Source organism: Erythrobacter sp. SN021 (genome assembly GCF_021864455.1).
Genome location: NZ_JAKKUW010000006.1, coordinates 92,292 through 115,597 on the forward strand (window position 1 = coordinate 92,292; position 23,306 = coordinate 115,597).

At 63.4% G+C, this 23,306-nt stretch carries 24 protein-coding genes and 1 tRNA gene; 16 read left to right on the top strand and 9 right to left on the bottom strand.

Translation table 11 applies throughout. The features are described 5' to 3' along the window. The first annotated feature begins 73 nt into the window (after window positions 1–73). Entirely contained in the window at window positions 74–1,945 is a 1,872-nt protein-coding gene (locus L5849_RS13250; protein ID WP_236925969.1) for an acetyl/propionyl/methylcrotonyl-CoA carboxylase subunit alpha, read from the top strand. Between the two features lie 98 nt (window positions 1,946–2,043). Beyond that, entirely contained in the window at window positions 2,044–3,591 is a 1,548-nt protein-coding gene (locus L5849_RS13255) for an acyl-CoA carboxylase subunit beta (RefSeq protein WP_236925970.1), read from the top strand. Between the two features lie 82 nt (window positions 3,592–3,673). Here L5849_RS13255 and L5849_RS13260 read toward each other — a convergent pair whose 3' ends face one another. Further along, the gene (locus tag L5849_RS13260; RefSeq protein WP_236926075.1) at window positions 3,674–4,939 is read right to left on the bottom strand and encodes a multidrug effflux MFS transporter; all 1,266 of its coding nucleotides are present in this window, start codon (window positions 4,937–4,939) and stop codon (window positions 3,674–3,676) included. Between the two features lie 67 nt (window positions 4,940–5,006). Between L5849_RS13260 and dinB the strand changes: the two genes are divergently transcribed. Continuing rightward, entirely contained in the window at window positions 5,007–6,125 is a 1,119-nt protein-coding gene (dinB, locus tag L5849_RS13265) for a DNA polymerase IV (protein WP_115417791.1), read from the top strand. Window positions 6,126–6,195: 70 nt separating this feature from the next. Here dinB and L5849_RS13270 read toward each other — a convergent pair whose 3' ends face one another. The 4 genes from L5849_RS13270 to L5849_RS13285 all read right to left on the bottom strand — a co-directional run bounded on the left by L5849_RS13270 (window position 6,196) and on the right by L5849_RS13285 (window position 8,466). After that, entirely contained in the window at window positions 6,196–6,564 is a 369-nt protein-coding gene (locus tag L5849_RS13270) for an NUDIX domain-containing protein (RefSeq protein ID WP_236925971.1), read from the bottom strand. 89 nt (window positions 6,565–6,653) lie between these two features. Further along, on the bottom strand, window positions 6,654–7,274 hold the full coding sequence (locus L5849_RS13275) for a 6-phosphogluconolactonase (RefSeq protein WP_236926076.1): 621 nt from the start codon (window positions 7,272–7,274) through the stop codon (window positions 6,654–6,656). 75 nt (window positions 7,275–7,349) lie between these two features. Further along, on the bottom strand, window positions 7,350–7,811 hold the full coding sequence (locus L5849_RS13280; protein WP_236925972.1) for a Dps family protein: 462 nt from the start codon (window positions 7,809–7,811) through the stop codon (window positions 7,350–7,352). Window positions 7,812–7,902: 91 nt separating this feature from the next. After that, window positions 7,903–8,466, bottom strand: a complete 564-nt coding sequence (locus tag L5849_RS13285) for a hypothetical protein (RefSeq protein ID WP_236925973.1) — start codon at window positions 8,464–8,466, stop codon at window positions 7,903–7,905. Window positions 8,467–8,543: 77 nt separating this feature from the next. On the opposite strand from L5849_RS13285, the gene L5849_RS13290 reads away from it, so the two are divergent. Continuing rightward, window positions 8,544–9,338 carry an SDR family oxidoreductase gene (locus tag L5849_RS13290; protein ID WP_236925974.1) on the top strand — a complete coding sequence of 265 codons (795 nt, stop codon included), beginning with the start codon at window positions 8,544–8,546 and terminating at the stop codon, window positions 9,336–9,338. Between the two features lie 86 nt (window positions 9,339–9,424). Here L5849_RS13290 and L5849_RS13295 read toward each other — a convergent pair whose 3' ends face one another. The 4 genes from L5849_RS13295 to L5849_RS13310 all read right to left on the bottom strand — a co-directional run bounded on the left by L5849_RS13295 (window position 9,425) and on the right by L5849_RS13310 (window position 11,640). After that, window positions 9,425–9,676 (bottom strand): DUF6356 family protein, encoded by a 252-nt coding sequence (locus tag L5849_RS13295; protein ID WP_177822615.1) that lies wholly within the window; start codon window positions 9,674–9,676, stop codon window positions 9,425–9,427. Window positions 9,677–9,698: 22 nt separating this feature from the next. Then, window positions 9,699–10,751 carry a YeiH family protein gene (locus L5849_RS13300; RefSeq protein ID WP_236925975.1) on the bottom strand — a complete coding sequence of 351 codons (1,053 nt, stop codon included), beginning with the start codon at window positions 10,749–10,751 and terminating at the stop codon, window positions 9,699–9,701. A gap of 35 nt (window positions 10,752–10,786) precedes the next feature. Further along, a tRNA-Gly gene (locus tag L5849_RS13305) sits at window positions 10,787–10,860 on the bottom strand. A gap of 111 nt (window positions 10,861–10,971) precedes the next feature. Then, window positions 10,972–11,640 (bottom strand): OmpW family protein, encoded by a 669-nt coding sequence (locus L5849_RS13310; RefSeq protein WP_115415943.1) that lies wholly within the window; start codon window positions 11,638–11,640, stop codon window positions 10,972–10,974. 144 nt (window positions 11,641–11,784) lie between these two features. Here L5849_RS13310 and L5849_RS13315 point away from each other — a divergent pair, with 144 nt between their 5' ends. From L5849_RS13315 to L5849_RS13370, 12 genes are all read left to right on the top strand, one after another. Next, on the top strand, window positions 11,785–12,486 hold the full coding sequence (locus L5849_RS13315) for a helix-turn-helix domain-containing protein (protein ID WP_115415942.1): 702 nt from the start codon (window positions 11,785–11,787) through the stop codon (window positions 12,484–12,486). An 80-nt stretch (window positions 12,487–12,566) separates the two neighbouring features. Next, entirely contained in the window at window positions 12,567–14,243 is a 1,677-nt protein-coding gene (gene ccoN, locus L5849_RS13320; protein ID WP_115415941.1) for a cytochrome-c oxidase, cbb3-type subunit I, read from the top strand. A gap of 12 nt (window positions 14,244–14,255) precedes the next feature. Further along, window positions 14,256–15,020, top strand: coding sequence for a cytochrome-c oxidase, cbb3-type subunit II (gene ccoO / locus L5849_RS13325; RefSeq protein ID WP_115415940.1), 765 nt, complete (start codon window positions 14,256–14,258; stop codon window positions 15,018–15,020). Next, the gene (locus L5849_RS13330; protein ID WP_115415939.1) at window positions 15,017–15,181 is read left to right on the top strand and encodes a cbb3-type cytochrome c oxidase subunit 3; all 165 of its coding nucleotides are present in this window, start codon (window positions 15,017–15,019) and stop codon (window positions 15,179–15,181) included. The genes ccoO and L5849_RS13330 overlap by 4 nt, the downstream gene beginning before the upstream one ends. Further along, window positions 15,171–16,082: a cytochrome-c oxidase, cbb3-type subunit III gene (gene ccoP, locus L5849_RS13335; RefSeq protein WP_115415938.1), complete on the top strand. Its 912-nt coding sequence runs from the start codon at window positions 15,171–15,173 to the stop codon at window positions 16,080–16,082. The genes L5849_RS13330 and ccoP overlap by 11 nt, the downstream gene beginning before the upstream one ends. Beyond that, on the top strand, window positions 16,069–17,652 hold the full coding sequence (gene ccoG, locus L5849_RS13340) for a cytochrome c oxidase accessory protein CcoG (protein WP_115415937.1): 1,584 nt from the start codon (window positions 16,069–16,071) through the stop codon (window positions 17,650–17,652). The genes ccoP and ccoG overlap by 14 nt, the downstream gene beginning before the upstream one ends. Beyond that, on the top strand, window positions 17,649–18,098 hold the full coding sequence (locus tag L5849_RS13345) for a FixH family protein (RefSeq protein ID WP_306664141.1): 450 nt from the start codon (window positions 17,649–17,651) through the stop codon (window positions 18,096–18,098). Before ccoG ends, L5849_RS13345 begins: the two co-directional genes overlap by 4 nt. Further along, the gene (locus tag L5849_RS13350; RefSeq protein ID WP_236925976.1) at window positions 18,095–20,218 is read left to right on the top strand and encodes a heavy metal translocating P-type ATPase; all 2,124 of its coding nucleotides are present in this window, start codon (window positions 18,095–18,097) and stop codon (window positions 20,216–20,218) included. The genes L5849_RS13345 and L5849_RS13350 overlap by 4 nt, the downstream gene beginning before the upstream one ends. Next, the gene (ccoS, locus tag L5849_RS13355) at window positions 20,215–20,373 is read left to right on the top strand and encodes a cbb3-type cytochrome oxidase assembly protein CcoS (protein ID WP_115415935.1); all 159 of its coding nucleotides are present in this window, start codon (window positions 20,215–20,217) and stop codon (window positions 20,371–20,373) included. Before L5849_RS13350 ends, ccoS begins: the two co-directional genes overlap by 4 nt. After that, a complete protein-coding gene (locus L5849_RS13360) occupies window positions 20,370–20,579 on the top strand; it encodes a hypothetical protein (protein WP_115415934.1) in 210 nt (69 codons plus the stop codon). The genes ccoS and L5849_RS13360 overlap by 4 nt, the downstream gene beginning before the upstream one ends. Window positions 20,580–20,610: 31 nt before the next feature. After that, complete coding sequence (hemN, locus tag L5849_RS13365; RefSeq protein ID WP_236925977.1) at window positions 20,611–21,924, top strand: oxygen-independent coproporphyrinogen III oxidase; 1,314 nt, start codon at window positions 20,611–20,613, stop codon at window positions 21,922–21,924. An 84-nt stretch (window positions 21,925–22,008) separates the two neighbouring features. Next, window positions 22,009–23,223: a DUF819 domain-containing protein gene (locus tag L5849_RS13370; RefSeq protein WP_236925978.1), complete on the top strand. Its 1,215-nt coding sequence runs from the start codon at window positions 22,009–22,011 to the stop codon at window positions 23,221–23,223. Window positions 23,224–23,306 lie beyond the last annotated feature (83 nt).

The window sequence follows — 23,306 nt, forward strand, 5'->3', positions numbered from 1 at the left end:
GCCGACACAACAGGTGATGGATTGCTTCGCCTACGGCTCGCAATGACTTGAAAAATGGGTTAGCGGCACCCGCATGATCCAGAAGCTCCTTATCGCCAATCGCGGCGAAATCGCCTGCCGCATCATCCGCACCGCGCGGGAAATGGATATCGCCACCGTGGCGGTCTATTCGGATGCCGATGCCAAGGCGCTGCACGTCCGCTCAGCCGACGAGGCGGTGCATATCGGCCCCTCGCCCGCAGCCGAAAGCTATCTGGTAGGCGAGAAGATCATCGCGGCCGCCAAAGAGACGGGCGCGGAGGCAATCCATCCGGGCTATGGCTTCCTGTCCGAGAATGCGGGCTTCGCGCAGGCGGTCATCGATGCGGGACTGATCTGGGTCGGGCCGAAGCCTTCCAGCATCGAGGCGATGGGCCTCAAGGACGCCGCCAAGAAGCTGATGCGTGAGGCGGGCGTGCCCGTCACCCCCGGCTACGAAGGCGAGGACCAGTCGGTCGAACGGTTGAAGAAAGAGGCCGACGCCATCGGCTACCCCGTGCTGATCAAGGCGGTTGCCGGGGGCGGCGGCAAGGGCATGCGCAAGGTCGATGCGGCTGCGGATTTCGAGGCCGCGCTCGAAAGCTGCCGGCGCGAGGCCAAGGCGAGCTTCTCCAATGACGAAGTGCTGCTGGAAAAGTGGATCACCTCGCCCCGCCATATCGAGGTGCAGGTGTTCGGCGACAGCCACGGCAATGTCGTCCACCTGTTCGAACGCGATTGCTCGCTCCAGCGCCGCCACCAGAAGGTGATCGAGGAAGCACCTGCGCCGGGCATGGACGAGGCCACCCGCGAAGAAATCTGCGCCGCCGCCGTGCGCGCTGCCAAGGCCGTCGACTACGAGGGCGCGGGCACGATCGAATTCATCGCGGATGCCTCGGAGGGCCTGCGCGCCGACCGCATCTTCTTCATGGAGATGAACACCCGGCTGCAGGTCGAACACCCGGTGACCGAGGAAATCACCGGCGTCGATCTGGTCGAATGGCAGCTGCGCGTGGCGAGCGGGGAGGCGATCCCGCTGAAGCAGGAAGAGCTGAGCATCAACGGCTGGGCGATTGAGGCGCGTCTCTATGCGGAAGACCCGGCTGGCGGTTTTTTGCCCTCGACCGGAACGCTCGACCACTTCGACCTAGGTGTCGAGGGCCGCATCGAGATCGGTGTAGAGGAAGGCGACAGGATATCGCCCTTCTACGATCCGATGGTCGCCAAACTAGTTGTCTGGGGCGAGGGTCGCGGCGAAGCGATCGACCAGCTCGCCGATCTCGCCGAGAGCGTCGAGATCTGGCCAGTGAAGACCAATGCCGCTTTCATCGCAAATTGCCTACGCGACGAGGATTTCGAAGAGGCAAATCTCGACACGGGCTTCATCGAGGCAAAAATCGACAGCCTCGTATCCTCCGACGAAGCCGATGACCAAATCTGGCAATGCGCGGCGGACCTTATCGCCTTGGCGGAAGCGGAAGAGCACGAAGACCTGCCCATCGGACTGCGACTGAATGCCCCCGGAATGCTTGCTGCCACACTCACCCACAAGGGTGCGACGCGAACGGTTTCAGCCGCAAGTACAGAAATCGATGGCTTCGCGACCGGTTTTGTCGATCCTGCGCGCGCCGTGGTTTTTGCTGGCGGACAGAGTTTCGTCTTCGAGCGCCAGTCGCGAGGCACGGGTACCGGTGCAGCAGGCGATGGCGCCATTCTCGCCCCGATGCCGGGCAAGGTCATCGCGGTCGATGTGGCGAAAGGGCAGGCGGTCACCACCGGCCAGCGGCTTATGGTGCTCGAGGCGATGAAGATGGAACACGCCCTCACCGCGCCCTTCGACGGGACCGTTAACGAGCTTTCCGCCAGCGAGGGCGCGCAGGTGCAGGTCGAGGCGGTGCTGTGCGTGGTGGAGCCGGTCGAGGAATAGCCGTCATCCCAGCGGAAGCTGGGATCACTCTCCAACAAGCAAGACTCCGACAGCGGTCCCAGCTTCCGCTGGGACGACGGCTTGGTTATGGGTCGTGCATGGGATGGGAAAAAGAACTCGAAGAACTGCGCCGTCGCGAAGCGCTCGCCGAGCAGATGGGTGGATCGGAAAAGGTCGCGCGACAGCATGGGCGCGGCAAGATGGACGCACGCGCGCGGCTGGCGGCGCTGTGCGACGACGGTAGCTTCCGCGAGATCGGCAAGATCGCCGGCAGGGGCTCGTATGACGAGGATGGCAACCTCGAAGCCGTCCTCCCCGCCCCCTTCCTCTTCGGCAAGGCACTGATCAATGGCCGCCCCGTCGTCGCGACGGCGGACGATTTCACCATTCGCGGCGGCGCGGCGGATGCCGGGATCAGCCGCAAGATGGTGCAGGCCGAGAAGATGGCGCATGAGCTGAAACTCCCGCTCATCCGCATGATCGACGGCACGGGCGGTGGCGGCAGCGTCAAGACGCTCGAACAGATCGGCGCGACCTATATCCCTGCCGTGCCTGGCTGGTCGGACGTAGTGAAAAACCTCGACACCGTCCCTGTGGTGGCGCTCGCACTCGGCCCCACCGCAGGCCTTGGTGCAGCGCGGACGGTGGCGAGCCATTATTCGATCATGGTCAAGGGCCTCAGCCAGATTTTCGCCGCCGGGCCTGCCGTGGTCGATGGGCTGGGTGAAAGCTACAGGGGCTCCGACGACCACAGCCAAGCCAAGGAAGACCTGGGCGGAAGCGGCATCCACACCCGCAATGGCGTGGTCGATGACGAAGTATCGAGCGAGGCCGAAGCCTTCGCCCGCGCGCGGCATTTCCTGTCATTCATGCCCGAGTATGTCGGCCAGCTCGCGCGCCGCTCCAACTGTACCGACCCGGTCCACCGGCGCGAGGAAGCGCTGCTCTCGCTCGTCCCGCGCCAGGACAAGCAGGTCTATTCGATGCGGCGCTGTATGGAGATGGTATTCGACCAGGGCACCGTATTCGAAATCGGCCGCATGTGGGGCCGCGCCTGCATTACCGCGCTCGCACGGCTCGATGGCTGGCCGGTGGCGGTTCTGGCAAGCGACCCGAGCTATCTCGGCGGATCATGGGATGCCAAGTCGAGCGAAAAGGTGGAGCGGTTCGTCAAGCTTGCCGACCAGTTCCGCCTGCCCATCGTCCATCTGGTCGACAATCCCGGCTTCATGATCGGGCGCGAGGCGGAAATGGCGGGGACCATCCGTTACGGCGTGCAGGCGATGAACGCGATCTACAAGGCAAGTGTCCCGCTCGCCTCGATCGTCCTGCGCCGTGCCTATGGTATTGCGGGAAGCGCGATGAGCAATGCCGAAACCTACCAGTATCGCTATTGCTGGCCGAGCGGCGACTGGGGCAGCCTGCCGATCGCGGGCGGGCTGGAAGTGGCCTATAAATCGGAGTTGGAAGCCGCCGAAGATCACGCGGCGGAGCTCGACGCAATTCGCGCGCGGCTCGACAAGGTCACCTCGCCGTTCCGCAGCGCCGAACGCTTCAATGTCGAGGACATCATCGACCCGCGCGACACGCGCCCGCTGCTATGCGAATTTGCCGGGCTGGCATGGCGGAAGCTGGAAAGCGGATAGGCCAGTATCCCCGTATCTCCTATCCGGTCAGGATATCCGTCCCGGCCCTGCTGCTCTTGCCCGTTGTTCTCCTGCGGAGATCTTATTCCACCTCGGGCTCCGGCGGCCCGAACAGCGCGCCGCGCTCGGAATAAAGCACGAATAGCAGGCTCATGATCGCGGAAACCAGTAGCGCGAGCGCCAAAGGGCGCGCCGTACCGTCATAGGCATAACCCACCGCTGCCCCCAGCGTAGCGCCAGTGGTCATGCGGAGGAAGCTTTGTGCACTCGAAGCCGCTCCCGCGATGTGGCGAAAAGGCTGCATGGCGATCGAGCCGAAATTCGCGCCGATGAAGCCGAGCAGGCTCATATTCGCGGCCATCAGCGGCACGAAGGTCCACAGGCTTTCGTTCGGTTGGGTCGCGAACCACAATTGCAGGGCCGACACCACGATGAACAGGAAGAGCGCGGAATGGCTTACCCGGCGCGCGCCGAAGCGTTCGACGATACGGCTGTTCGACCAGTTGGCGAGCGCCATGCTGCCCGCACAGAAGGCGAAGAGCAGCGGGAACATATCGCCCGCGCCGAAGGCTTCGCCGATGAGCTGCTGCGAGGAATTGATAAAGCCGAACAACCCGCCGAAAACCAGCGCGCTCGCCAGCGTATAGCCGATGGTCGACCGGAGGGTGACCGCCCTGCGCATGTTCCGGCCGATAACCGAGATATTGATCTCCTGGCGATCATCGTCATGCAGCGTCTCGGGCAGGCGCACATACACCCAGACCGTCATCGTCACGCCGAGCAAGGCCATCGCGACGAAAATCCAGCGCCAGTCGCCCAGCAATAGCAGAACACCCTGCCCGATACTTGGCGCCACCGCCGGCACCAGGAGGAAGATAACGAAGATAAGGCTCATCATCCGCGCCATTTTGTCGCCGCCCACCCGGTCGCGGATGATCGCGGGCGGCAAGGCAATGATCCCCGCCGCGAAGAAGCCCTGCAGTGCCCGGAGAACGATCAACTGCGTGAAGCTTGTGGCAGCAGCACAGGCCAGTGACAGCACGATATACGCGCCGAGCGCCGCAAACAGCACGGGCCGCCTGCCGAAGCGATCGGCGAAAGAGCCCGGAATCAGCGTGCCGAAACCCGCCGCCAGCAGATAAACCCCGACCACGAACTGCCGGTCATTCCCTTGCGCACCGAGACTTCCGGCCAGCTCGTCGAGAGCGGGCAGGATGGCATCGATACCGAAAGCGTTGCACGCCATCAGCAGCGCCATCATCCAGATCAGCTCGCGTTCCCCGATCGCCGGGCGGCGCGCACGGTCGGGTAGCGGCCTTTCGCCGCTGGCAAGATGATCGTTTCGCATTTGCACGAAATGGCAGGTGACGGACAAGGTTCCGCTTTGCAACCCGCGCCTTTATGCTGGTGCAGCGATGAGTGACCCGAAAGACACGGACGACGAAGGCGAGGCCGAGGGCCTTCGCAAGATCATCCATGTCGATATGGACGCCTTCTTCGCCAGCGTCGAACAGCGCGACAACCCCGAACTGCGCGGCAAGCCGGTGGCCGTTGGCGGATCGAGCGGGCGCGGTGTGGTGGCCGCCGCAAGTTACGAAGCGCGCAAGTTCGGCGTGCGCAGCGCCATGCCCTCGGTCACCGCCAAGCGATTGTGCCCCAACCTGATTTTCTGCAAAAGCCGCTTCGACGTCTATCGCGAAGTCTCGCAGCAGATCCGCGCGATCTTCCGTCACCATACCGATCTGGTCGAACCGCTGAGCCTCGATGAAGCCTATCTCGACGTAACCGAGGACAAGCTCGGCATTGGCAGCGCGACGCGGATCGCCGAGCTGATCCGACAGGAAATCCGCGCGAAGACACGCCTGACCGCGAGCGCGGGGGTCAGCTACAACAAGTTCCTCGCCAAGATCGCCAGCGATCAGAACAAGCCGGATGGGCTGTGCGTCATCCGTCCGGGCGAAGGCTCGCATTTTGTCGCCGACCTGCCGATCAGGCGGTTCCATGGCGTCGGTCCCAAGGGAGCGGAGAAAATGGCAAAGCTCGGAATCGCAACGGGCGGCGATCTGGCGATGAAGGATATCGAGTGGCTGCGCGCGCATTTCGGCAGCTTTGCCGACTATCTTTACCGGGCCGCGCGTGGGATCGACCTGCGCCCCGTACGTTCCAGCCGCGTCCGCAAGTCGGTCGGCGGCGAACGGACCTTCAGTCGCGATCTGTCCTCGGGCAGCGAACTGCGCGAGACCATGGAAGACATCATCGATATCGTCTGGGGCTATATCGAACGCGCCGAAGCCACAGGTCGGACGGTCACGCTGAAGATGAAATATACCGACTTTCAGATTTTCAGCCGAGCGAAGACGGTCGACCGCCCCATCGCCTCCAAAGAGGAATTCGCAGCCATCGGCCGCGCGCTGCTCGAGGAAGTGCTGCCCTTACCGATGCCGATCCGGTTGATGGGGCTGACACTCTCCAAGCTCGAGCGGGAGGGCGGGGAAGAGCAGACGCGTCCCGATAGTCAGCTCTCGCTCCTGTAACATCCGGGCAAGCTTGGGGAAGCGGCTACCAAGAGACCACAGTTCACCCTGAGATGCATGCGGAGACCGTCTAGCTTTTGCGTGCCTGCCACAATTTCAGCCGTGCCCTCGTTCGCGGGCTCAGCGGTTCGGGGAGCGAGTGCGTCGGAAAGAAACGCGCCTCGATCACTTCGCGGCCGTCGGGCCGGGGCATGGCATCGACCACTCCGTCGAAAAGATAGGCCGTGTGCGGCGCGCCGGAGAGTTCCTCTTCGATCACGCCGACCAGCACCATGCTCACGATAGCGCAGCCGGTCTCCTCGCGCATTTCGCGGTACGCGGCTTGTTCGCTCGTCTCGTTTCGCCTGATCCCGCCGCCGGGGAAATACCAGCCGTTCGGACCGTAACTGTGCCGGACCAGCAGTATCCGGCCGTCGAGGTCGCGGCCGACGATGCTCACACCCCGTCCGGTTCTGCCGGTGATCCGGCGCCAGTGATGACGCAATCGATGACCGAATCTGAGCGCCAGCTTGTGCACTGGCTTTGGGATCAGATGAAACATGTTACCGGTTGTCTAGCCGCAGCCAGCAACCGCGCAACCGGGAGATCGGATTTTCCCGCAACTGCCTGATCGAACACCGCCCGTTTCTCATCCCCACGGATGACGAACACGATCCCATCGCTCGCGAGCAGCGCCGGGATCGTCAGGCTGATCCGGTCGAACGGCGCCTCCTCAGGCAGCGGATCCGGGGTAAGACGCACAACCTTGCGCGGCTCGCCTATCTGGGGATCGGTGTTGGGGAAAAGCGAAGCAATGTGTCCATCGGCCCCCATTCCCAGCCAGGCGAGCGCGAAATGCGGCACCGGTAGGGTCTCGGTCAGCGTGACCACTTCGGCGCCGGCCGGTTCGAACATATCCCGCAACTTGCCTGTGTTGGAGGCCACGTGATCTTCGGGCACCATGCGGTCATCGCCAGGCCAGACGACCAGCCTGGTCCAGTCGAGATCGTGCTCCAGCAAAGCTTCCATGATTGGGAAAGGTGTGGAGCCGCCTGGCACGGTAATCGGAATCAAGCCCTCGCCAGCGTCGAGCGCCCGGCTCAGTTGCACTGCCAGCCAGTCCGCAATCGCGCTGTCGCTGGATCCCTCGACGATGGTGACGTTTTCCATTGCCACCTGATACACCAAGGCCGCCCATCCCCAAGGGGAAAGGCGGCCCCGATGCGCATTCGCATGGCGATGGGTTTATTTGCTGGTCTGGTTGAGGAACCAAATGCGTTCCTCGCACTGGTCGATCCAGTCATCGACAATGCCGCTGGTGGCGTTGTCGCCCGCCTCTTCGGCCGCTTCCTTTACCTCGCCGAGACGCCGATGCAGCTTCTTATTGTCGTCACGCAGTTCGACAACCATCGCATCGGCCGTGAGTGTCACATCGTCCTGATCCTCGATCCGCGTCTGTTTCTGGACGCTCCCGATCGAAGTGAGGGTGAATTCGTCGTTCTTGCGGACGCGCTCCCCGAGATCGTCGACCATCCCGATCAGTTGCGCGGCCTGCTCGTCGAACAGCACATGCAGATCGCGGAATCGCGGCCCGGCCACGTGCCAGTGAAAGTTTTTCGTCTTGAAATAGAGCGCCACCGTATCCGCCAGGGCGCCATTGAGTGCGCCAACCAGACCGGCTTTCGAATTGTCTCCGACTTTAGCCATGAAATTACCCCTTTCTGTTATTTGGTTTCTCAACACACTAACGGAGACCGCGCGGTTAAGTTTCCCGATTATAGCAGTCGCAGTAATCGATTTAGGCGATTATTCCCCGCGCGGTCAGCCCGGTAATCGACGCAAGCAAGAACAGCGCCAGCGCCAGGCCGATCCGGATAGCCCGCAATGGTAGCCGCTGTTCCAATGCCGAATTCATGGCCCAGCCGATCGCAACCGCCGCCCCGCCGCCAAGCGCGCCGCCGAACCCCGCCAATGGCCATGACGCGAAGACGACCGCGAAAGCTGCAATGAGGAAGCGCGAGGCATCGGTCAGTTGCCGCGCGAACAGCACGATGGCGATGGCGCCGAGCGAGCGTGTGGGCTCCTTTGGTGTCTTTTCCCGGTTCGGCCGGGCGCATTCGAACGCGGCCAGCAGCAAGGCAATCGCCACGAACATGGTCGCTGCATTCTCGGACATTGTTTCCGCCAGCCGTGCGCCGAACCATGCAGCTATACCCGCCGTGATCGCGGAACTGGCCAGAGCAATGGCGAGCAGGCCCGTCGAAGGGTCGAGCGCGGCCGACAGGCGCGCGACGAGCAATTGGTCGCGCGCACCGGTGGCGGCAAGAAAGCTGGCGACCATGGCGAACAATAGCGATGTCATGGTGCGACCGGTTCCCCTTCTCATGCCCGGGTGTCTGCGATAGCACGCTGGCGCGAGAAACACAGGGGAGAACGGATATGGAACTCACGCACGGCATGGCTGCGGTGGTCACCGGGGGCGCATCGGGTCTGGGCAGGGCGAGCGCCGAAGCGCTGGCCCAGGCGGGCCTCAAGGTCACGATTTTCGACATCGACGAAGAGGCGGGCGAAGCCCATGCAAAGGCCATTGGCGGCACATTCGCGCGAGTCGACATTACCCAGGAACAATCGGTGATCGCAGGGTTCGACAAAGCCCGCGCCGCGCATGGGCAGGAGCGCGTGACAGTCCATTGCGCAATGACCAGTCGCCGCGGGAAAACGCTGGGCTGGGACAAGGAAAACGGGCGCTACAAACGCCTGGCGACGGAGGATTATGCTTTCGGCGCGGAGGGGATTCTCGTCTCATCCTATCGCGTCGCCAGCCACTCGGCGCTCGGCATGGCCAATGCCGAACCGCTCAACGAAGACGGCGAACGCGGCTGCATCACGCTTACCGCCAGCGTGGCGGCGCAGGACGGGCAGATCGGGCAGGTCATTTACGGGAGCTGCAAGGCGGGGGTAAACGGGCTCGTTCTGCCCATGGCGCGCGATCTCATGGACATCGGCATCCGCGTGAATTCGGTCATGCCGGGCATTTTCGCCACTCCGTTGATGCTGGGCATGAAGGATCGCAACCCGCAGATGTGGGATCAGCTCAACGCCTCCGTCCCCTTCCCCAAGCGGCTGGGCCACCCCGAGGAATTCGCCTCCCTCATCTGCGAAATCGCGCGCAACAGCTACATTAACGGCCACCAGTTCCGGCTGGATGGTGCCATCCGGATGCCGCCGAAATAGAGCCCGCGCTCAAGTAGCGAAGCGATAGCGCGTCGAAAAACCAGCGCCCGCGCTCAAGTAACGAAGCGGTAGCGCATCGATGACCGCTAGATGCACCAGTCGCGCTGTTCGCCCTGACGCCGGTCGCCGGGGCCGAACTTCTCGCGACCGTGAATCATCTCGGCCGACAATTGCCTGACCGCCTTGCTGCCGGTTGTCTTGCACCAGAAGGGGAACACCCCGTGGACGATGCAGGCGAGGCCGGCGCCGATCAATCTCGCGCCGAAGCGCGATGCGCTGACGAAATGCTCGAAATAGCTCTCGCCGATCGAATGCGGGTGGTCGGTAAAGATCGACATGGCAGATGGTCCTGTAGATTGATCAGAGCGCCCACGCGATGCTGAGCGCGAGGGCGAAGGCAGTCAAGGTGGACGCCGCGACCGGCACGAAGGCTTTCCAGCCATGCGACAGAATGCCGGAAAGATCGGCTTTGATGGCGGCGGCGGTCACCGCCAGCAGCAGGAAGAAACCCGCCGCCGAGGCTCCGGCCTGCCCCACCGCAGCGGGAATTTGGACGAAGCTGTTGAGCGCGACCACGGCCACGAAAGCCGCGATGAACCAAGGCACGCCCTGGCGTAGCGAGAACCGGTTACCCCCGCCCTGCCGCCCGAGAAACAGGGCGACAAGCAGCAGCAGCGGGACCAGCAGCGTGACGCGCGACAGTTTCACCACCGTCGCCACCTCTCCCGCCTTGTCGGATACCGCGAAACCACCGCCGATGGCCTGCGCCACGTCGTGGATCGAGGCACCGACGAGAAACCCGGCTTGTGTGTCGGTCAATCCGAGCATGGCGGCGAGCGCGGGATAGGTCGCCAAAGCGAGCGCGCTGGCCAGCGTGACGCCGAGCACGGTGATGGCGAAACCTTCCTGGCTCACCCTTTTCGATCCGATGATGCTCCACAGCGCGAGTGCTGCCGAGACCCCGCAAATGGCCGTGGCCCCGCCCGCGAGAAGCCCGAACCGGAGATCGAGCCGGGCACAGCGCGCCGCAACCATCCCGGTCCCGATCACCGCCGCCATGATCGCCACGAGGCCCAGGAAGGGAATCAGCCCCAGCGCGGCGATCTCGCCGAAGGTGACCCGCAGGCCCAGCAGGACGATCCCGAAGCGCAGCAAAGTCTGCGAAGCCATGTCGAGCCCCGGCCTCAGCCGCTCGTCGGCACTTGCGAAGTTCAGGGCAAAGCCGAGCAGAAGCCCCAGCAGGATCTGCGGCGCGCCATAATGGTCGCTCAGCCACAAGGCCGCCAGTGCGGCGATTGTAACCAGCAGCAAGCCGGGGACGGGCGCATGCCAGCTGCGGCGCTCCGCCTTCGGCGAAAGCTGCAGCTCGCCATAGAGATCGGCCATGTAGAAGGTATCGATCCTGTCGCGCATAGCCCCCCGCTAGCGATCGAAAGCAACGGCACGATTGGAGCGGGTGAAGGGAATCGAACCCTCGTCGTCAGCTTGGGAAGCTGCTGCTCTACCATTGAGCTACACCCGCATGGTGGTGGCGCCATTGGCTTGAGGGGCGCGCCAGGTCAATGGGCAGGACATAAAAAGCGACCCCCGGCCTATCCGCCGGAGGTCGCCTTTCATTCGCGCATCGCTGCGATCAGAAGCGGTAGGCGAAGCCTGCGCTCAGGACCCAGGGATCGAGCTTGTGTTCGGTCTCGATGGCCAGCGTATTGCCGGCATACCAGCGGGCCGTGGTGTCGACGAAATAGCGCTTCGCATCGAGGGTGAAGCCAAGGCCGCTATCGTTGATCGGCACGTCGATACCCGCCTGGAGAACGAAGCCGAATTCATCCGACAGAGTGGTTTCGGTGACACCCAGCGGGATAGTTGCCGCACCCGGCTCGACATCGATCCACCAAAAATAGGTGGCGCCCGCACCGAGATAAGGCTTCGCGCCGCCTACGTCGAAGTGATACTTCGCGGTGAAAGTCGCCGGGATCAGCTTGGCATCGGAAACCAGTTCGGCACCGGGAAGGCCGGACACGGCATCGACATCGTGCTGGGTGACACAGCAGATCGTCTCGATCGAGATGTTCGGGCTGACGAAATATTCGATGGCCAGCGTGGGCACGAAGTTGTCGTTTGCCTCGGTTTGCGTTCCTGCCGGGAGACCGACGATATCCGTGCGCAGATCGGTGATCTCGCCATCGGGGGCCACATAGGTGCCCAGCACCTTGACCTGAACCTTGCCGTCATTGTCCTGCGCCTGAGCGGGGGCGGCAATCATCGCTACACCGGCGAGAGCGGCTGCAAGCAGCTTCTTCATTGTCTTTGTCCTCATGGCGCTGCAGCGGTCGCCCCGTGCGACTCAGTATGGTTGCAACGCTTGCCCCCTGTTTGGAGACCGAATATTCGGCCTTCATTGATCTCGATCAAAGATTTGCAGGTCGCGAATTGCGAGAGATGCGGCATGACGAGTTTCCCCGAAGCCTTCGAAAGCTTTGCCTTGAAGATCCTGTCGCCGGACCTGTCCGACGCGGCGCATCTCCGTTTTCAGGCGCTGGCCCGGCAGGTCGCGCTGGAAAAGGACCGCTCGCTCGATTTCGACGGAAATTCCTCGCAACTCATATTTGTCGGCCAGGGGGCAACCAAGCTGGTTGCCCACGCTTCCGAGGCGCGCGACCAGATCGTCGCCTTTCATTTCGGTGGCGAGGTGTTTTCGGTGCCCGAACAGGACAATTATTCCTATTCGGTATGCGCCTTGCGCGATTGCAGCCTCCTGACCTTCCCGGCGGACGACTTTCTCGATCTCGCGGCAAGCGAAGCGGGGATTTTGCGCCACCTGCTCGACAATACGACCGGCTCCTTGCGGCGTTGCCGCGAAAAGACCATCGCCCTCGGCCGCAAGACTGCCGCGGAACGAGTCGCGGTTTTCCTTCTGGCGATGAGCGAGCGAATCGGCATGGAACAGGACGGAACGGTCCTTCTCGAATTGCCGATGTCGCGCCGCGATATCGCGGAAAGTCTCGGCCTGACGATCGAAACGGTGAGCCGCCAGCTCAGCCTGCTGCGCGAGGCAGGCGTGATCGAGACAACGGGGCGATCGGGTATCGTTCTGCGCGAGATGGAAATGCTGAAGGCGCGCGCCGGCTATCTGCGTGATGCAGCATGAATTCTTTCACCAAATTGATCCAGATCAATGCGACTGCCGAGGTGGCGGCCTAGGCCGCTCTTGAACGGACGGAGACCCTTATGCACGCTGAAGCCGCACTGGGCCGGATTGGCCTATGGTTCATAATCATGCTTGCGGCCATCGCGTCGGCGGTAGCGGCCGCTGACGCCGGTTTTGCCGCGCATGCCACGATAATCGCCATCGTCGCCTTTGCGATGATCTGGATGAGCGCGTCGCGCTTCGATCCGATGGGCAAGGCGCAGGGCTTCTTCAAGATGCCCGATGGCCCGTCCCGCTATGACGACGACGTGATTCGCTGGGGCGTGATCGCGACCATGTTCTGGGGTCTCGCCGGGCTGCTCGCCGGTGTTTTCATCGCCGCGCAGCTTGCTTTCCCGCAGCTCAATTTCGAACCCTATCTCAATTTCGGTCGCGTCCGTCCGTTACACACCAGCGCGGTGATCTTCGCCTTCGGCGGCAATGCGCTGCTGGCGACCAGTTTCTACGTCGTCCAGCGCACCTGCCGCACGCAGCTCGCCTTTCCGGGTCTCGCGCGCTTCGTGTTCTGGGGGTATCAGCTGTTCATCGTGCTGGCCGCCACCGGCTATCTGCTCGGCATCACCCAGTCCCGCGAATATGCCGAACCCGAATGGTATGTCGATCTGTGGCTGACGATCGTCTGGGTGGCCTATTTCATCGTTTTCGTCGGTACGCTTGCGAAGCGCAAGGAACCGCACATCTACGTGGCCAACTGGTTCTACCTCGCCTTCATCGTGACGATCGCCATGCTCCACATCGTCAACAATCTGGCGATGCCGGTGAGCCTGCTGGGCGCCAAGAGCTATTCGGCCTTCGCCGGTGTCCAGGACGCGCTGACCCAGTGGTGGTACGGCCATAACGCGGTCGGTTTCTTCCTGACTGCGGGCTTCCTGGCGATGATGTATTACTTCGTCCCCAAGCAGGCCGAACGCCCGGTTTACAGCTATCGCCTGTCGATCATCCACTTCTGGTCGCTGATCTTCCTCTACATCTGGGCAGGCCCGCACCACCTCCACTACACCGCGCTGCCCGACTGGGCGCAGACGCTGGGCATGGTCTTCTCGGTCATGCTGTGGATGCCGAGCTGGGGCGGTATGATCAACGGCCTGATGACCCTGAACGGGGCATGGGACAAGGTCCGCACCGACCCGATCATTCGCATGATGGTGATGGCGCTGGCCTTCTACGGCATGAGCACCTTCGAAGGGCCGATGCTGTCGATCAAGAGCGTCAACAGCTTGTCGCACTATACCGACTGGACCATCGGCCACGTCCACTCCGGCGCCCTGGGCTGGAACGGCATGATTACCTTCGCCTGCGTCTACTTCCTGGTCCCGCGTCTGTGGAAGCGTGGGCGTATGTATTCGCTGCGCATGATCAACTGGCACTTCTGGCTCGCGACGCTCGGCATCGTTTTCTATGCCTCCAGCATGTGGGTCGCCGGCATCATGCAGGGCCTCATGTGGCGCGAATACGGGCCTGACGGCTACCTTGTTTGGTCGTTCGCCGACAGTGTCGCCGCCATGTTCCCGATGTATGTGATGCGCATGGCCGGCGGGCTGATGTATCTCAGCGGCGCGATCATCATGAGCTACAATATCTGGATGACCCTCGCCGGGAAGCAGCGGGAAGAAGCACCGCTCCGCGATGCAGCCTACGACCCGCAGGCCGACCGCCCCATCGTCCAGCCCCGCCCCGAAGCCGTTCCGGCCGAATAGGATCGCACGACCATGTCAGACCCCGTCGTCGAAGAAACCGTCAAGGGCCACAAACGGCTCGAACGCAACATCACCCTGCTGGCCGTGGCGACGTTCATTACCGTCTCCATCGGCGGCCTCGTCCAGATCACGCCGCTGTTCTATCTCGAGAACACGATCGAGGAAGTGGAGGGCGTGCGCCCCTATACCCCGCTCGAACAGGCCGGGCGCGACATCTATATCCGTGAAGGTTGCTATACCTGTCACAGCCAGATGGTCCGTCCGTTCCGCGACGAGGTGGAACGCTACGGCCATTACAGCCTCGCGGCGGAAAGCATGTACGACCACCCGTTCCAGTGGGGTTCCAAGCGTACCGGGCCTGATCTTGCACGCGTGGGTGGCCGCTATTCGGACGAATGGCACGTTCAGCATCTCGAAAACCCGCAAAGCGTCGTGCCCGAAAGCGTGATGCCGCAATATGGCTTCCTCAAGGAAACCGATCTCGAGATCGGCGATCCGACCGCCACGCTGACCGCGCTGCGCCGTGTCGGTGTGCCCTATGGCGACGACGATATCGAACAGGCCGAGGCCGACATGCTGGCGCAGGCCGATCCCAATGCCGATCCGGGCGATCTGGCCGAGCGCTATCCCAAGGCGCTGATTCGCGATTTCGACGGCGATCCCGATCGCCTGACCGAAATGGACGCGCTGATCGCCTATCTTCAGATGCTCGGCACGCTGGTCGATTTCGATAGCGCTGCGCCCCTGGAAGAATTGGCCGAGGAGAAGGGTCGATGAGCTTCTATGAAACCCTGCGCCATTTTGCCGACAGCTACGCATTGATAGCCATGCTGGTTCTGTTTGTCGGGCTGTGTGCCTGGCCATTTCGGCCCGGCGCCGGAAAGCGCAACCACCACGCCGCGACGATGATTTTCAAGGGACAAGACGATGGCGAATAAGCGCATCGACGAACCGACCGGTACCGAAACAGTCGGCCACGAATGGGACGGTATCGAGGAACTCAACACGCCGCTTCCGCGATGGTGGCTGTGGACCTTCTACCTGACGATCATTTTCGCGATCGGCTACGTGATCGCCTATCCGGCCTGGCCGATGATCGACCGGGCGACCGTGGGCATGCTCAACTGGTCCAGCCGGGGAGAGCTGGCGAAGGACATGTCCGCCGCCGATCAGGCGCGGGCGACCGTCCGCGAGCAACTTGCCCGCATACCGATCGAACGCCTGCCCGAAGAAAGCGGCCTGATGCAGCAGGCGGTGGCCGGCGGAGCAGCCGCGTTCCGGGTGAACTGCGTCCAGTGCCACGGCTCCGGCGCCGCCGGCAGCCAGGAACTGGGCTATCCCAACCTCAATGACGATGACTGGCTGTGGGGCGGCGATCTGAAGGCGATCGAATACACGCTCGTCCACGGCATTCGCCAGGCGGGAGACGATGAAACCCGCATGAGCGTGATGCCGCCGTTCGAAGGTGCTTTCGACACCGCGCAGCTCGACGCGCTCGTCGACCATGTGCTCTCGCTGAGCGGCAAGGCGGAAACCAACGCCACGGGCGCCCGGATCTATGCCGACAATTGCGCGGCCTGCCATGGCCCCGCAGGCGGCGGCGACCGTGCACAGGGTGCGCCGACGCTCAACGACGCCATCTGGCTGCGCGGAAGCAGCCGCGAGGCGATCAAGCGCCAAATTCTGCAGCCCCGGATGGGCATGATGCCCAAATGGGAAGGCAGGCTCGATCCGGTGACCATCAAAATGTTGGCCGCCTATGTCCATTCGCTCGGGGGAGGCGAAGACTTCGTGGAGGTCGCGGAGAACCCCGAGGCAGAGGTCGATGAACAACCCTGACGAACGCAAACCCGGCGACGACCGCGACTGGTCGGTCGTCGTCGAGGACGGGGTCGCCAAGACCAACGAACCGGTTTCCAGCGCGGTCGCCGAACCCGAAGCGGCGACCCGTCGCCACGAGCCGCACGAACCTGCTCGCGCGCATCTGCCCGAAAAACTCTACGAAAAGCGCGCGGTCGTTCACAACAAGCGCATCGACGGGCCGTTTCGCCGCTTCAAATGGCTGGTGATGGTCGTCACTCTGGCGATCTATTACATCACTCCATGGATTCGCTGGGACCGTGGTCCCTATGCGCCCGACCAGGCGGTGCTGGTCGATCTCGCCAATCGCCGCTTCTACATGTTCGGCATCGAGATCTGGCCGCACGAATTCTATTTCGTCGCCGGCCTGCTCATCATGGCCGGGATCGGCCTGTTCCTGATCACCAGCGCGGTAGGCCGCGCATGGTGCGGGTATGCCTGCCCGCAAACCGTCTGGACCGATCTGTTCCAGCATATCGACCGTTTGTTCGACGGCGATCGCAATGCCCGACACCGCCTGGACAAGGCCCCGTGGACATTCGGCAAGATCCTGCGCCGGGCGTCGAAATGGACGGTCTATCTCTTCATCGGCCTGATTACCGGCGGCGCCTGGATCCTCTATTTCGCCGACGCGCCGACGCTGCTGCGCGATTTCTTCGCGGGCGAGGCGGCACCCGTGGCCTATGGCACCGTCGCCGTCCTGACCCTGACCACGGTCACGCTGGGCGGCTTCATGCGCGAGCAGGTTTGTATCTACATGTGCCCCTGGCCGCGCATCCAGACCGCCATGATGGACGAACAGTCGCTGCTCGTTACCTACAAGGACTGGCGCGGGGAGCCGCGCGGCAGCATCAAGAAGGCGCAGAAGAACCCCGGCGCGTTCGGCGACTGCATCGACTGCCAGCAATGCGTCCAGGTCTGCCCGACCGGGATCGATATTCGCGAAGGGCCGCAGATCGGCTGTATCACCTGCGCCCTGTGTATCGATGCCTGCGACCGGGTGATGAAGGATATCGGCCGCCCGCGTGGCCTGATCGACTATGCGACGCTGGAAGATTGCGAACGCGAAGCCGCCGGTGGCGAGCCCAAATCGCCCTGGCGCACTTTGTTCCGCCCGCGCACCCTTGTCTATTCCATGATCTGGGGCGGCATTGGCGGTGCGATGCTGTTCGCGCTCGGCGTTCGCAGCCATACCGATCTTACCGTAGCACCCGACCGAAATCCGCCCTTCATGCTGCTGAGCGACGGATCGGTACGCAATGCCTACACGCTCAAGCTGCGCAATATGGAAAGCCGCCCGCGCGACATGGAGATCGCCATCGAGGGACTGCCCGGAGCGGTCATGTGGACGGAAAACGTCAATCGCACAGAGGCCGCGCCGACGCAGACCGTAGCCGTCCCGGCGGACCTCGTTCGTCAGGTGCGCGCTTACGTTGCCGTTCCCGCCGGTACCCCCTCGCAAGAGTTCTCTTTCCGTGTAACCTCGCTTGACGAACAACGGGAAAGCGATGTCGTGCAGACCCGTTTCGATGCACCGGAGAGCGAATGATGCGGCGTGAATTCACCGGCAAGCACATGGCCTTGATCATGGTCGTGGGCTTCGGGATCGTGATCGCGGTCAATTTCTACATGGCCTCGCGCGCCATTGCGGGCTTTGGCGGTGTCGTGGTCGAAAACTCCTATGTCGCGAGCCAGAAGTTCAACGGCTGGCTGGAGCAGGCGCGCGAGAGCGAACGGCTGGGCTATTCCGCTTCCCTCGCGCGCGATGCCGAGGGGCGGCTGGTCGTGACCACGGAAAAGGTCCCCCAATCCGCCCTGCTCTCCGCCGATCTCCGGCGTCCCCTAGGCAAGCCCGAGGACATGGAACTGCAATTCGAGCAGGCCGGGCAGAACCGCTACGTCTCCACTCGCGCACTTCCCGCCGGACGCTGGATCGTGAGGCTGACCATCGATGGCGGCGGCGCCCGCTGGATCGACGAAACCGAGATCCGATGAACGCCCCGGTTCCTCTCGACACGCTCGAGGGTGCCAGGCTGGAGGACAGCCGGTTCACCGTGCCGGGCATGCGCTGCGCCGGTTGCATCGCCAAGATCGAGCGTGGCCTGGCGGGCCTCGAAGGGGTGGAATCGGCACGGGTCAATTTCTCGTCGAAGCGTGTGGCCGTGCGCCACGAAGCCTCGCTGAGCGAGGAAGACCTTGTCCGCGCGATCGCCGGGATCGGTTTCGAGGCCCAGGCGGTCGCCGACAATCCGATGGGCAAGGACGAGAAGGAAACGAAAGCCCTTCTGCGGTCGCTGGCCGTGGCAGGCTTCGGCATGATGAACATCATGCTGCTGTCGGTCAGCGTATGGTCCGGCGCGGGCGGCGTGACCCGCGACCTGTTCCACTGGCTTTCGGCGCTGATCGCCATTCCCGTGGTCGCCTATGCCGGCCGCCCGTTCTTTGCCAGCGCGATCATGGCGCTGCGCCACCGGCGGACCAACATGGACGTGCCGATCTCCATCGGTGTGCTGCTGGCCGTCGCGCTGAGTATCTACGAAACCGCGACCGGCGGCGAGCATGCCTATTTCGACGGCGCGGTGATGCTGCTGTTTTTCCTGCTGGCCGGACGCGCGCTGGATGCGACCATGCGCGACAAGACCCGCGCCGGGATCGGTGCCTTGCTATCGCGCATGGGCAAGAGCGCGACCGTGGTGGACGAAACCGGAGCGAGCCGCATGGTGGCCGCCGAAAAACTCGAGCCGGGAATGCTCATGCTGGTCGCAGCAGGAGAAGCGCTCGCTGCCGACGGCGTCATAGAACACGGCGCGTCGACGCTCGACAATTCGATGCTGACGGGGGAAAGCGTCCCCCAGCCGGTCGCCGCTGGCGAGAGCGTGTATGCCGGGGCCGTCAATCTGGGGAATCCGATACGGGTTCGCGTAAGCGCGGCCGCCTCCGACACGGTGCTGGCCGAAATCGCTCGCCTGATGGACGAGGCAGGGCAGTCGCGTAGCAGTTACGTGCGGATCGCCGATCGTGCTTCGCGCCTCTACGCACCGGCCGTCCACTCGCTCGCCTTGCTGGCCTTTATCGGCTGGATGGTGGCGGGCGCGGGTTGGCACCAGTCGCTGGTGATCGCGATTGCGGTGCTCATCATCACCTGCCCCTGCGCCATGGGGCTGGCCGTGCCCGCGGCGCAGGTGGTGGCCTCGGGCGCCCTGGCGAAGCGCGGCCTGCTGGTGAAAGACGGCAGCGCGCTGGAACGGCTGGCGGAAGTCGATATGGCCCTGTTCGACAAGACCGGCACGCTGACGGTCGGGGAACCGGTGCCGCAAATCGATCACCTCTCCCCCCACCAGGCCGGCGTGGCGCTGGCGTTGGCGCAGTCGAGCCGGCACCCGCTCAGCAAGGGAATCGCGAAAGCGCTCGGACAACGCGACATCGTCCCCGCCGCAGTCGACGATCCGCGCGAGGAAGGCGGGCGCGGCGTGTCGGGCCGCATCGACGGCGTTCGCGTCGCGCTCGAACGGTCCGAAGCGGAAACCGCCACCCTTTCGACCGCCTTGCGAATAGGGGACGCAATCGTCGCCATTCCCTTTTCCGATCCGCTGCGCAGCGATGTGCGCGAGGCGATCGGCTCTTTGCGCGACCAGGGCATCGAAAGCCGTATCTTGTCGGGCGATCGCGCATCCGCGGTCGAAGCCGTCGGGCGCGAGTTCGACATCGCCTGGGACGCACACCTGCTCCCCGACGACAAGCTGGCACTGCTCGATCGACTCAAAGCCGACGGTCATCGCCCCCTGATGATCGGTGACGGCATCAATGACGGCCCGGCGCTTGCCGCTGCCCACGCCTCGATCGCCCCGGGAAGCGCCAGCGACGTCAGCCAGCAGGCCGCCGATGCGGTATTTCTGGGCAAGGCACTGATGCCGGTTTCGCTGGCGGTGAATGTGGCGCGGCAGACCATGCGGATCGTGCGGCAGAATTTCGCTTTCGCCATCCTTTACAACGTCTTCGCCCTGCCGATCGCGCTGGCCGGATTGGTAACGCCGTTGATCGCCGCGGTGGCCATGTCGCTCAGCTCGCTGGTCGTGGTCGGCAATTCGCTGCGCCTCGCCCGGGCCGCCCGATGAGCGGGCTCGCCTTTCTGATCCCCATCGCGCTGGGCATGGGGCTGCTGGGCCTGGCCGGGTTTTTCTGGGCCATGCGCAAGGGCCAGTTCGACGATCTCGACGGGGCCGCCCAGCGCATCCTCATCGATGACGAGGAAGAGGACGAAAGCGAATGAACCGGCCCCTCTCGCTCGCCGTGATGGCACTGCTTCCGCTGGCGATCGGGCCTCTGCCCGCGCAGGCGCGCAGCATTACCGCGCAGATATGCGGGGGCGGTACGATAGAAATCCCGATCGAGCGCGACCGCCAACCGCAGGCGCCCTGCACCGCGAAGGGGTGTCATGCCGGTTCCTGCCGCAAGAAATTTGATTCAGCGCAATGACGCTGTGGCCCATCCTGCCCAGAAGGCAGGTATGTGGACATATTATCCCGATCTGCTCGCCACGCCCGTGCCCCGTTACACGAGCTATCCGACCGCCGCCGAATTCGCCGACATACCTGTCGATGCCTATCGCACCGCCTTGCAGGAAACCTCGGGAACGGTCTCGCTCTACGTGCACATCCCGTTTTGCGAAAAGATCTGTTTCTATTGTGGCTGCAACACCGGAAAGGCGAACCGCCGCCAACGGCTCGAATCCTATCTCGACGCCCTGCACAACGAAATCGCGACCGTGTCGCGCGAGCTGCCGGATGACGTCCGCGTCGGCAGAATCGCCTTCGGCGGGGGCAGCCCCAACGCCATAACACCCGATGATTTCCGGTCGCTTTTCGCGGCATTGGAAAGCCGTTTCTCGCTGGACGATCCCACGCTTTCGATCGAACTCGATCCGCGAACCATGACGACGGAATGGGCCAACGTCATTGCCGAACACGGCATTTCGCGCGCCAGCCTGGGGGTCCAGACCTTCGCCGAGCATTGCCAGAAGGCCATCGGCCGGGTGCAGCCGGAAGAGTGCATCGTGGAAACGGTCGACTGGTTGCGCGATGCAGGCGTCACCTCGCTCAATTTCGATCTCATGTACGGCCTGCCCGGCCAGTACATGCAAGATCTCGAGGATACCCTTCAGCGCACCCGCGTGCTCGGCGCCGACAGGATTGCCCTGTTCGGCTATGCCCATGTCCCGCATATCGTCCCGCGCCAGCGCGTTATCGATACCACCGATCTGCCCGATCAGGCCGAACGCTTCGCCATGGCGGAAATGGGCTATGCCTATCTCGCGACCCATGGCTACACCCCGATCGGGTTCGACCATTTCGCGAAACCGGGCGGCGATCCGCTGGCAAAGGCCGCGTTCGAGGGCCGACTGAAGCGCAACTTCCAGGGCTTTACCGACGATCAGAGCGAAGTGTTGATCGGGCTCGGCGCGTCGTCCATCAGCAGCTTCCCGCAGCTTCTGGCACAGAACGAGAAAAATAGCGGCCGCTATCGGATGCTCTCTTCGCAAGGCCTTCTGTCGGCTGGCAGGGGCGTGACCCGCAGCGCGGACGATCGCTATCGCGGCGCGGTGATCGAACAATTGCTATGCCAGGGCCGCGCGCGGCTCGGTGCCTGCTTGATGCACGAAGCATCGGGTCGGCTCCGGCCGTTCCTCGATCGCGGACTGGCGTCGATCGATCGGCAATGGCTCGAAATCCTGCCCGAAGGATTGCCCTATGCGCGCTCCATCGCGGCGATCTTCGATGCCTATCGGCCGGTTTCCGCACGCCGCTTCAGTTCCGCGGTGTAAGCCACCGCCGCGCCGTTTGGCATTCGCCTCGCGGCGCGCTAGGTCCAGCCTGGAACAGGAACGATGGGCGGGGCCGCAGGGCAAATGATCAGCGACGACAGGATTATTCTCGGGCTCTTGGCCCTGATACTGGGATTCGTCTTCGCCACTAAGGACCGCCCCGGCTGGCAGCGTTTCTACGTCTTCGTACCGATCATTCTGGTGTGCTATCTGGTGCCCAGCCTGATGACCACCTTCGGTCTTATCGATGTGTCCGAAAGCAATCTGTGGCCGACCGCGAAGGATTATTTTCTGCCTGCCGCGCTGTTCCTGATGACACTCAGTATCGACATCAAGGGCATCCTCGGTCTCGGCAACAAGGCGATCATCATGTTTCTGACCGCCACGATCGGCATCGTGATCGGCGGTCCCCTGGCGCTGTGGATCGTCGCCCAGTTCGAACCCTCGATCATCGGATCGGGCGATACCGCTGCGTGGCGCGGCCTGGCGACCCTTGCCGGGAGCTGGATCGGTGGCGGCGCCAACCAGACGGCCATGCTGGAAATCTATGGCTATCCGCTGGAAGGCTTCGCCGCCCTGCTCGCGGTGGACATCATCGTTGCCGAAATTTGGATGATCTTCCTGCTTTATGGCGCGGGCGCGCATGAGCGGGTCGATAAATGGCTCGGCGCGGACAGTTCCTCCATCGCGAAGCTGCGCGACACGATGGCGGAGTATTCGGAAAGCATCGAGCGTGTGGCCAAGGCCAACGACTATGTCCTGCTGTTCGGCGTGACTTTCGCGGTTGTCGGCCTGTCGCATCTGCTCGGCACCTGGCTCGGTGAATTCTTCGCCGAATTGCAGGGCGAGGAAGCGACGCTGGCGAGCGAATTCTTCTGGGTCGTGGTGATCTCGACCACTGCCGGGCTCCTCGCCAGCTTCACCCGCGCCCGCGAACTGGAGGGAATCGGGGCGAGCAAATTCGGCGTCCTGTTCATCTTCCTGCTGGTCGCGGTGATCGGAACGCGGATGGATGTGACCAAGATCGCGGATGCCCCCGCCTTCATGGCGATCGGCTTCATCTGGATGCTGTTCCACGTCATTCTGCTGCTGGTGGTCGCCAAGATCATCAAGGCGCCGTTCTTCTTCGTCGCGGTGGGCAGCAAGGCGAATGTCGGAGGGGCGGCATCGGCCCCGGTGGTTGCGGCCGCCTTCCACCCTGCCCTTGCCCCGGTCGGCGTCTTGCTCGCCGTGCTCGGCTATGCACTGGGCACGTATGGCGCGATACTGTGCGCGCAATGGATGGCCGCGGTCGGCTAGCCGCGAGCCGTGCCGGTTTTACCTGAAACCGGTTGATTTCGGACCCCTCGCGGCTATTGGCCGTTGGCAAGATACGAGAGGAT

Bases quoted from the DNA above. Each gene is read 5' to 3' on its own strand.
- L5849_RS13250 (WP_236925969.1), top strand. From the start codon at position 74: ATGATCCAGAAGCTCCTTATCGCCAATCGCGGCGAAATCGCCTGCCGC.
- L5849_RS13255 (WP_236925970.1), top strand. From the start codon at position 2,044: ATGGGATGGGAAAAAGAACTCGAAGAACTGCGCCGTCGCGAAGCGCTC.
- L5849_RS13260 (WP_236926075.1), bottom strand. From the start codon at position 4,939: ATGCGAAACGATCATCTTGCCAGCGGCGAAAGGCCGCTACCCGACCGT.
- dinB (WP_115417791.1), top strand. From the start codon at position 5,007: ATGAGTGACCCGAAAGACACGGACGACGAAGGCGAGGCCGAGGGCCTT.
- L5849_RS13275 (WP_236926076.1), bottom strand. From the start codon at position 7,274: ATGGAAAACGTCACCATCGTCGAGGGATCCAGCGACAGCGCGATTGCG.
- L5849_RS13280 (WP_236925972.1), bottom strand. From the start codon at position 7,811: ATGGCTAAAGTCGGAGACAATTCGAAAGCCGGTCTGGTTGGCGCACTC.
- L5849_RS13285 (WP_236925973.1), bottom strand. From the start codon at position 8,466: ATGACATCGCTATTGTTCGCCATGGTCGCCAGCTTTCTTGCCGCCACC.
- L5849_RS13290 (WP_236925974.1), top strand. From the start codon at position 8,544: ATGGAACTCACGCACGGCATGGCTGCGGTGGTCACCGGGGGCGCATCG.
- L5849_RS13295 (WP_177822615.1), bottom strand. From the start codon at position 9,676: ATGTCGATCTTTACCGACCACCCGCATTCGATCGGCGAGAGCTATTTC.
- L5849_RS13300 (WP_236925975.1), bottom strand. From the start codon at position 10,751: ATGCGCGACAGGATCGATACCTTCTACATGGCCGATCTCTATGGCGAG.
- L5849_RS13310 (WP_115415943.1), bottom strand. From the start codon at position 11,640: ATGAAGAAGCTGCTTGCAGCCGCTCTCGCCGGTGTAGCGATGATTGCC.
- L5849_RS13315 (WP_115415942.1), top strand. From the start codon at position 11,785: ATGACGAGTTTCCCCGAAGCCTTCGAAAGCTTTGCCTTGAAGATCCTG.
- ccoN (WP_115415941.1), top strand. From the start codon at position 12,567: ATGCACGCTGAAGCCGCACTGGGCCGGATTGGCCTATGGTTCATAATC.
- ccoO (WP_115415940.1), top strand. From the start codon at position 14,256: ATGTCAGACCCCGTCGTCGAAGAAACCGTCAAGGGCCACAAACGGCTC.
- L5849_RS13330 (WP_115415939.1), top strand. From the start codon at position 15,017: ATGAGCTTCTATGAAACCCTGCGCCATTTTGCCGACAGCTACGCATTG.
- ccoP (WP_115415938.1), top strand. From the start codon at position 15,171: ATGGCGAATAAGCGCATCGACGAACCGACCGGTACCGAAACAGTCGGC.
- ccoG (WP_115415937.1), top strand. From the start codon at position 16,069: ATGAACAACCCTGACGAACGCAAACCCGGCGACGACCGCGACTGGTCG.
- L5849_RS13345 (WP_306664141.1), top strand. From the start codon at position 17,649: ATGATGCGGCGTGAATTCACCGGCAAGCACATGGCCTTGATCATGGTC.
- L5849_RS13350 (WP_236925976.1), top strand. From the start codon at position 18,095: ATGAACGCCCCGGTTCCTCTCGACACGCTCGAGGGTGCCAGGCTGGAG.
- ccoS (WP_115415935.1), top strand. From the start codon at position 20,215: ATGAGCGGGCTCGCCTTTCTGATCCCCATCGCGCTGGGCATGGGGCTG.
- L5849_RS13360 (WP_115415934.1), top strand. From the start codon at position 20,370: ATGAACCGGCCCCTCTCGCTCGCCGTGATGGCACTGCTTCCGCTGGCG.
- hemN (WP_236925977.1), top strand. From the start codon at position 20,611: ATGTGGACATATTATCCCGATCTGCTCGCCACGCCCGTGCCCCGTTAC.
- L5849_RS13370 (WP_236925978.1), top strand. From the start codon at position 22,009: ATGATCAGCGACGACAGGATTATTCTCGGGCTCTTGGCCCTGATACTG.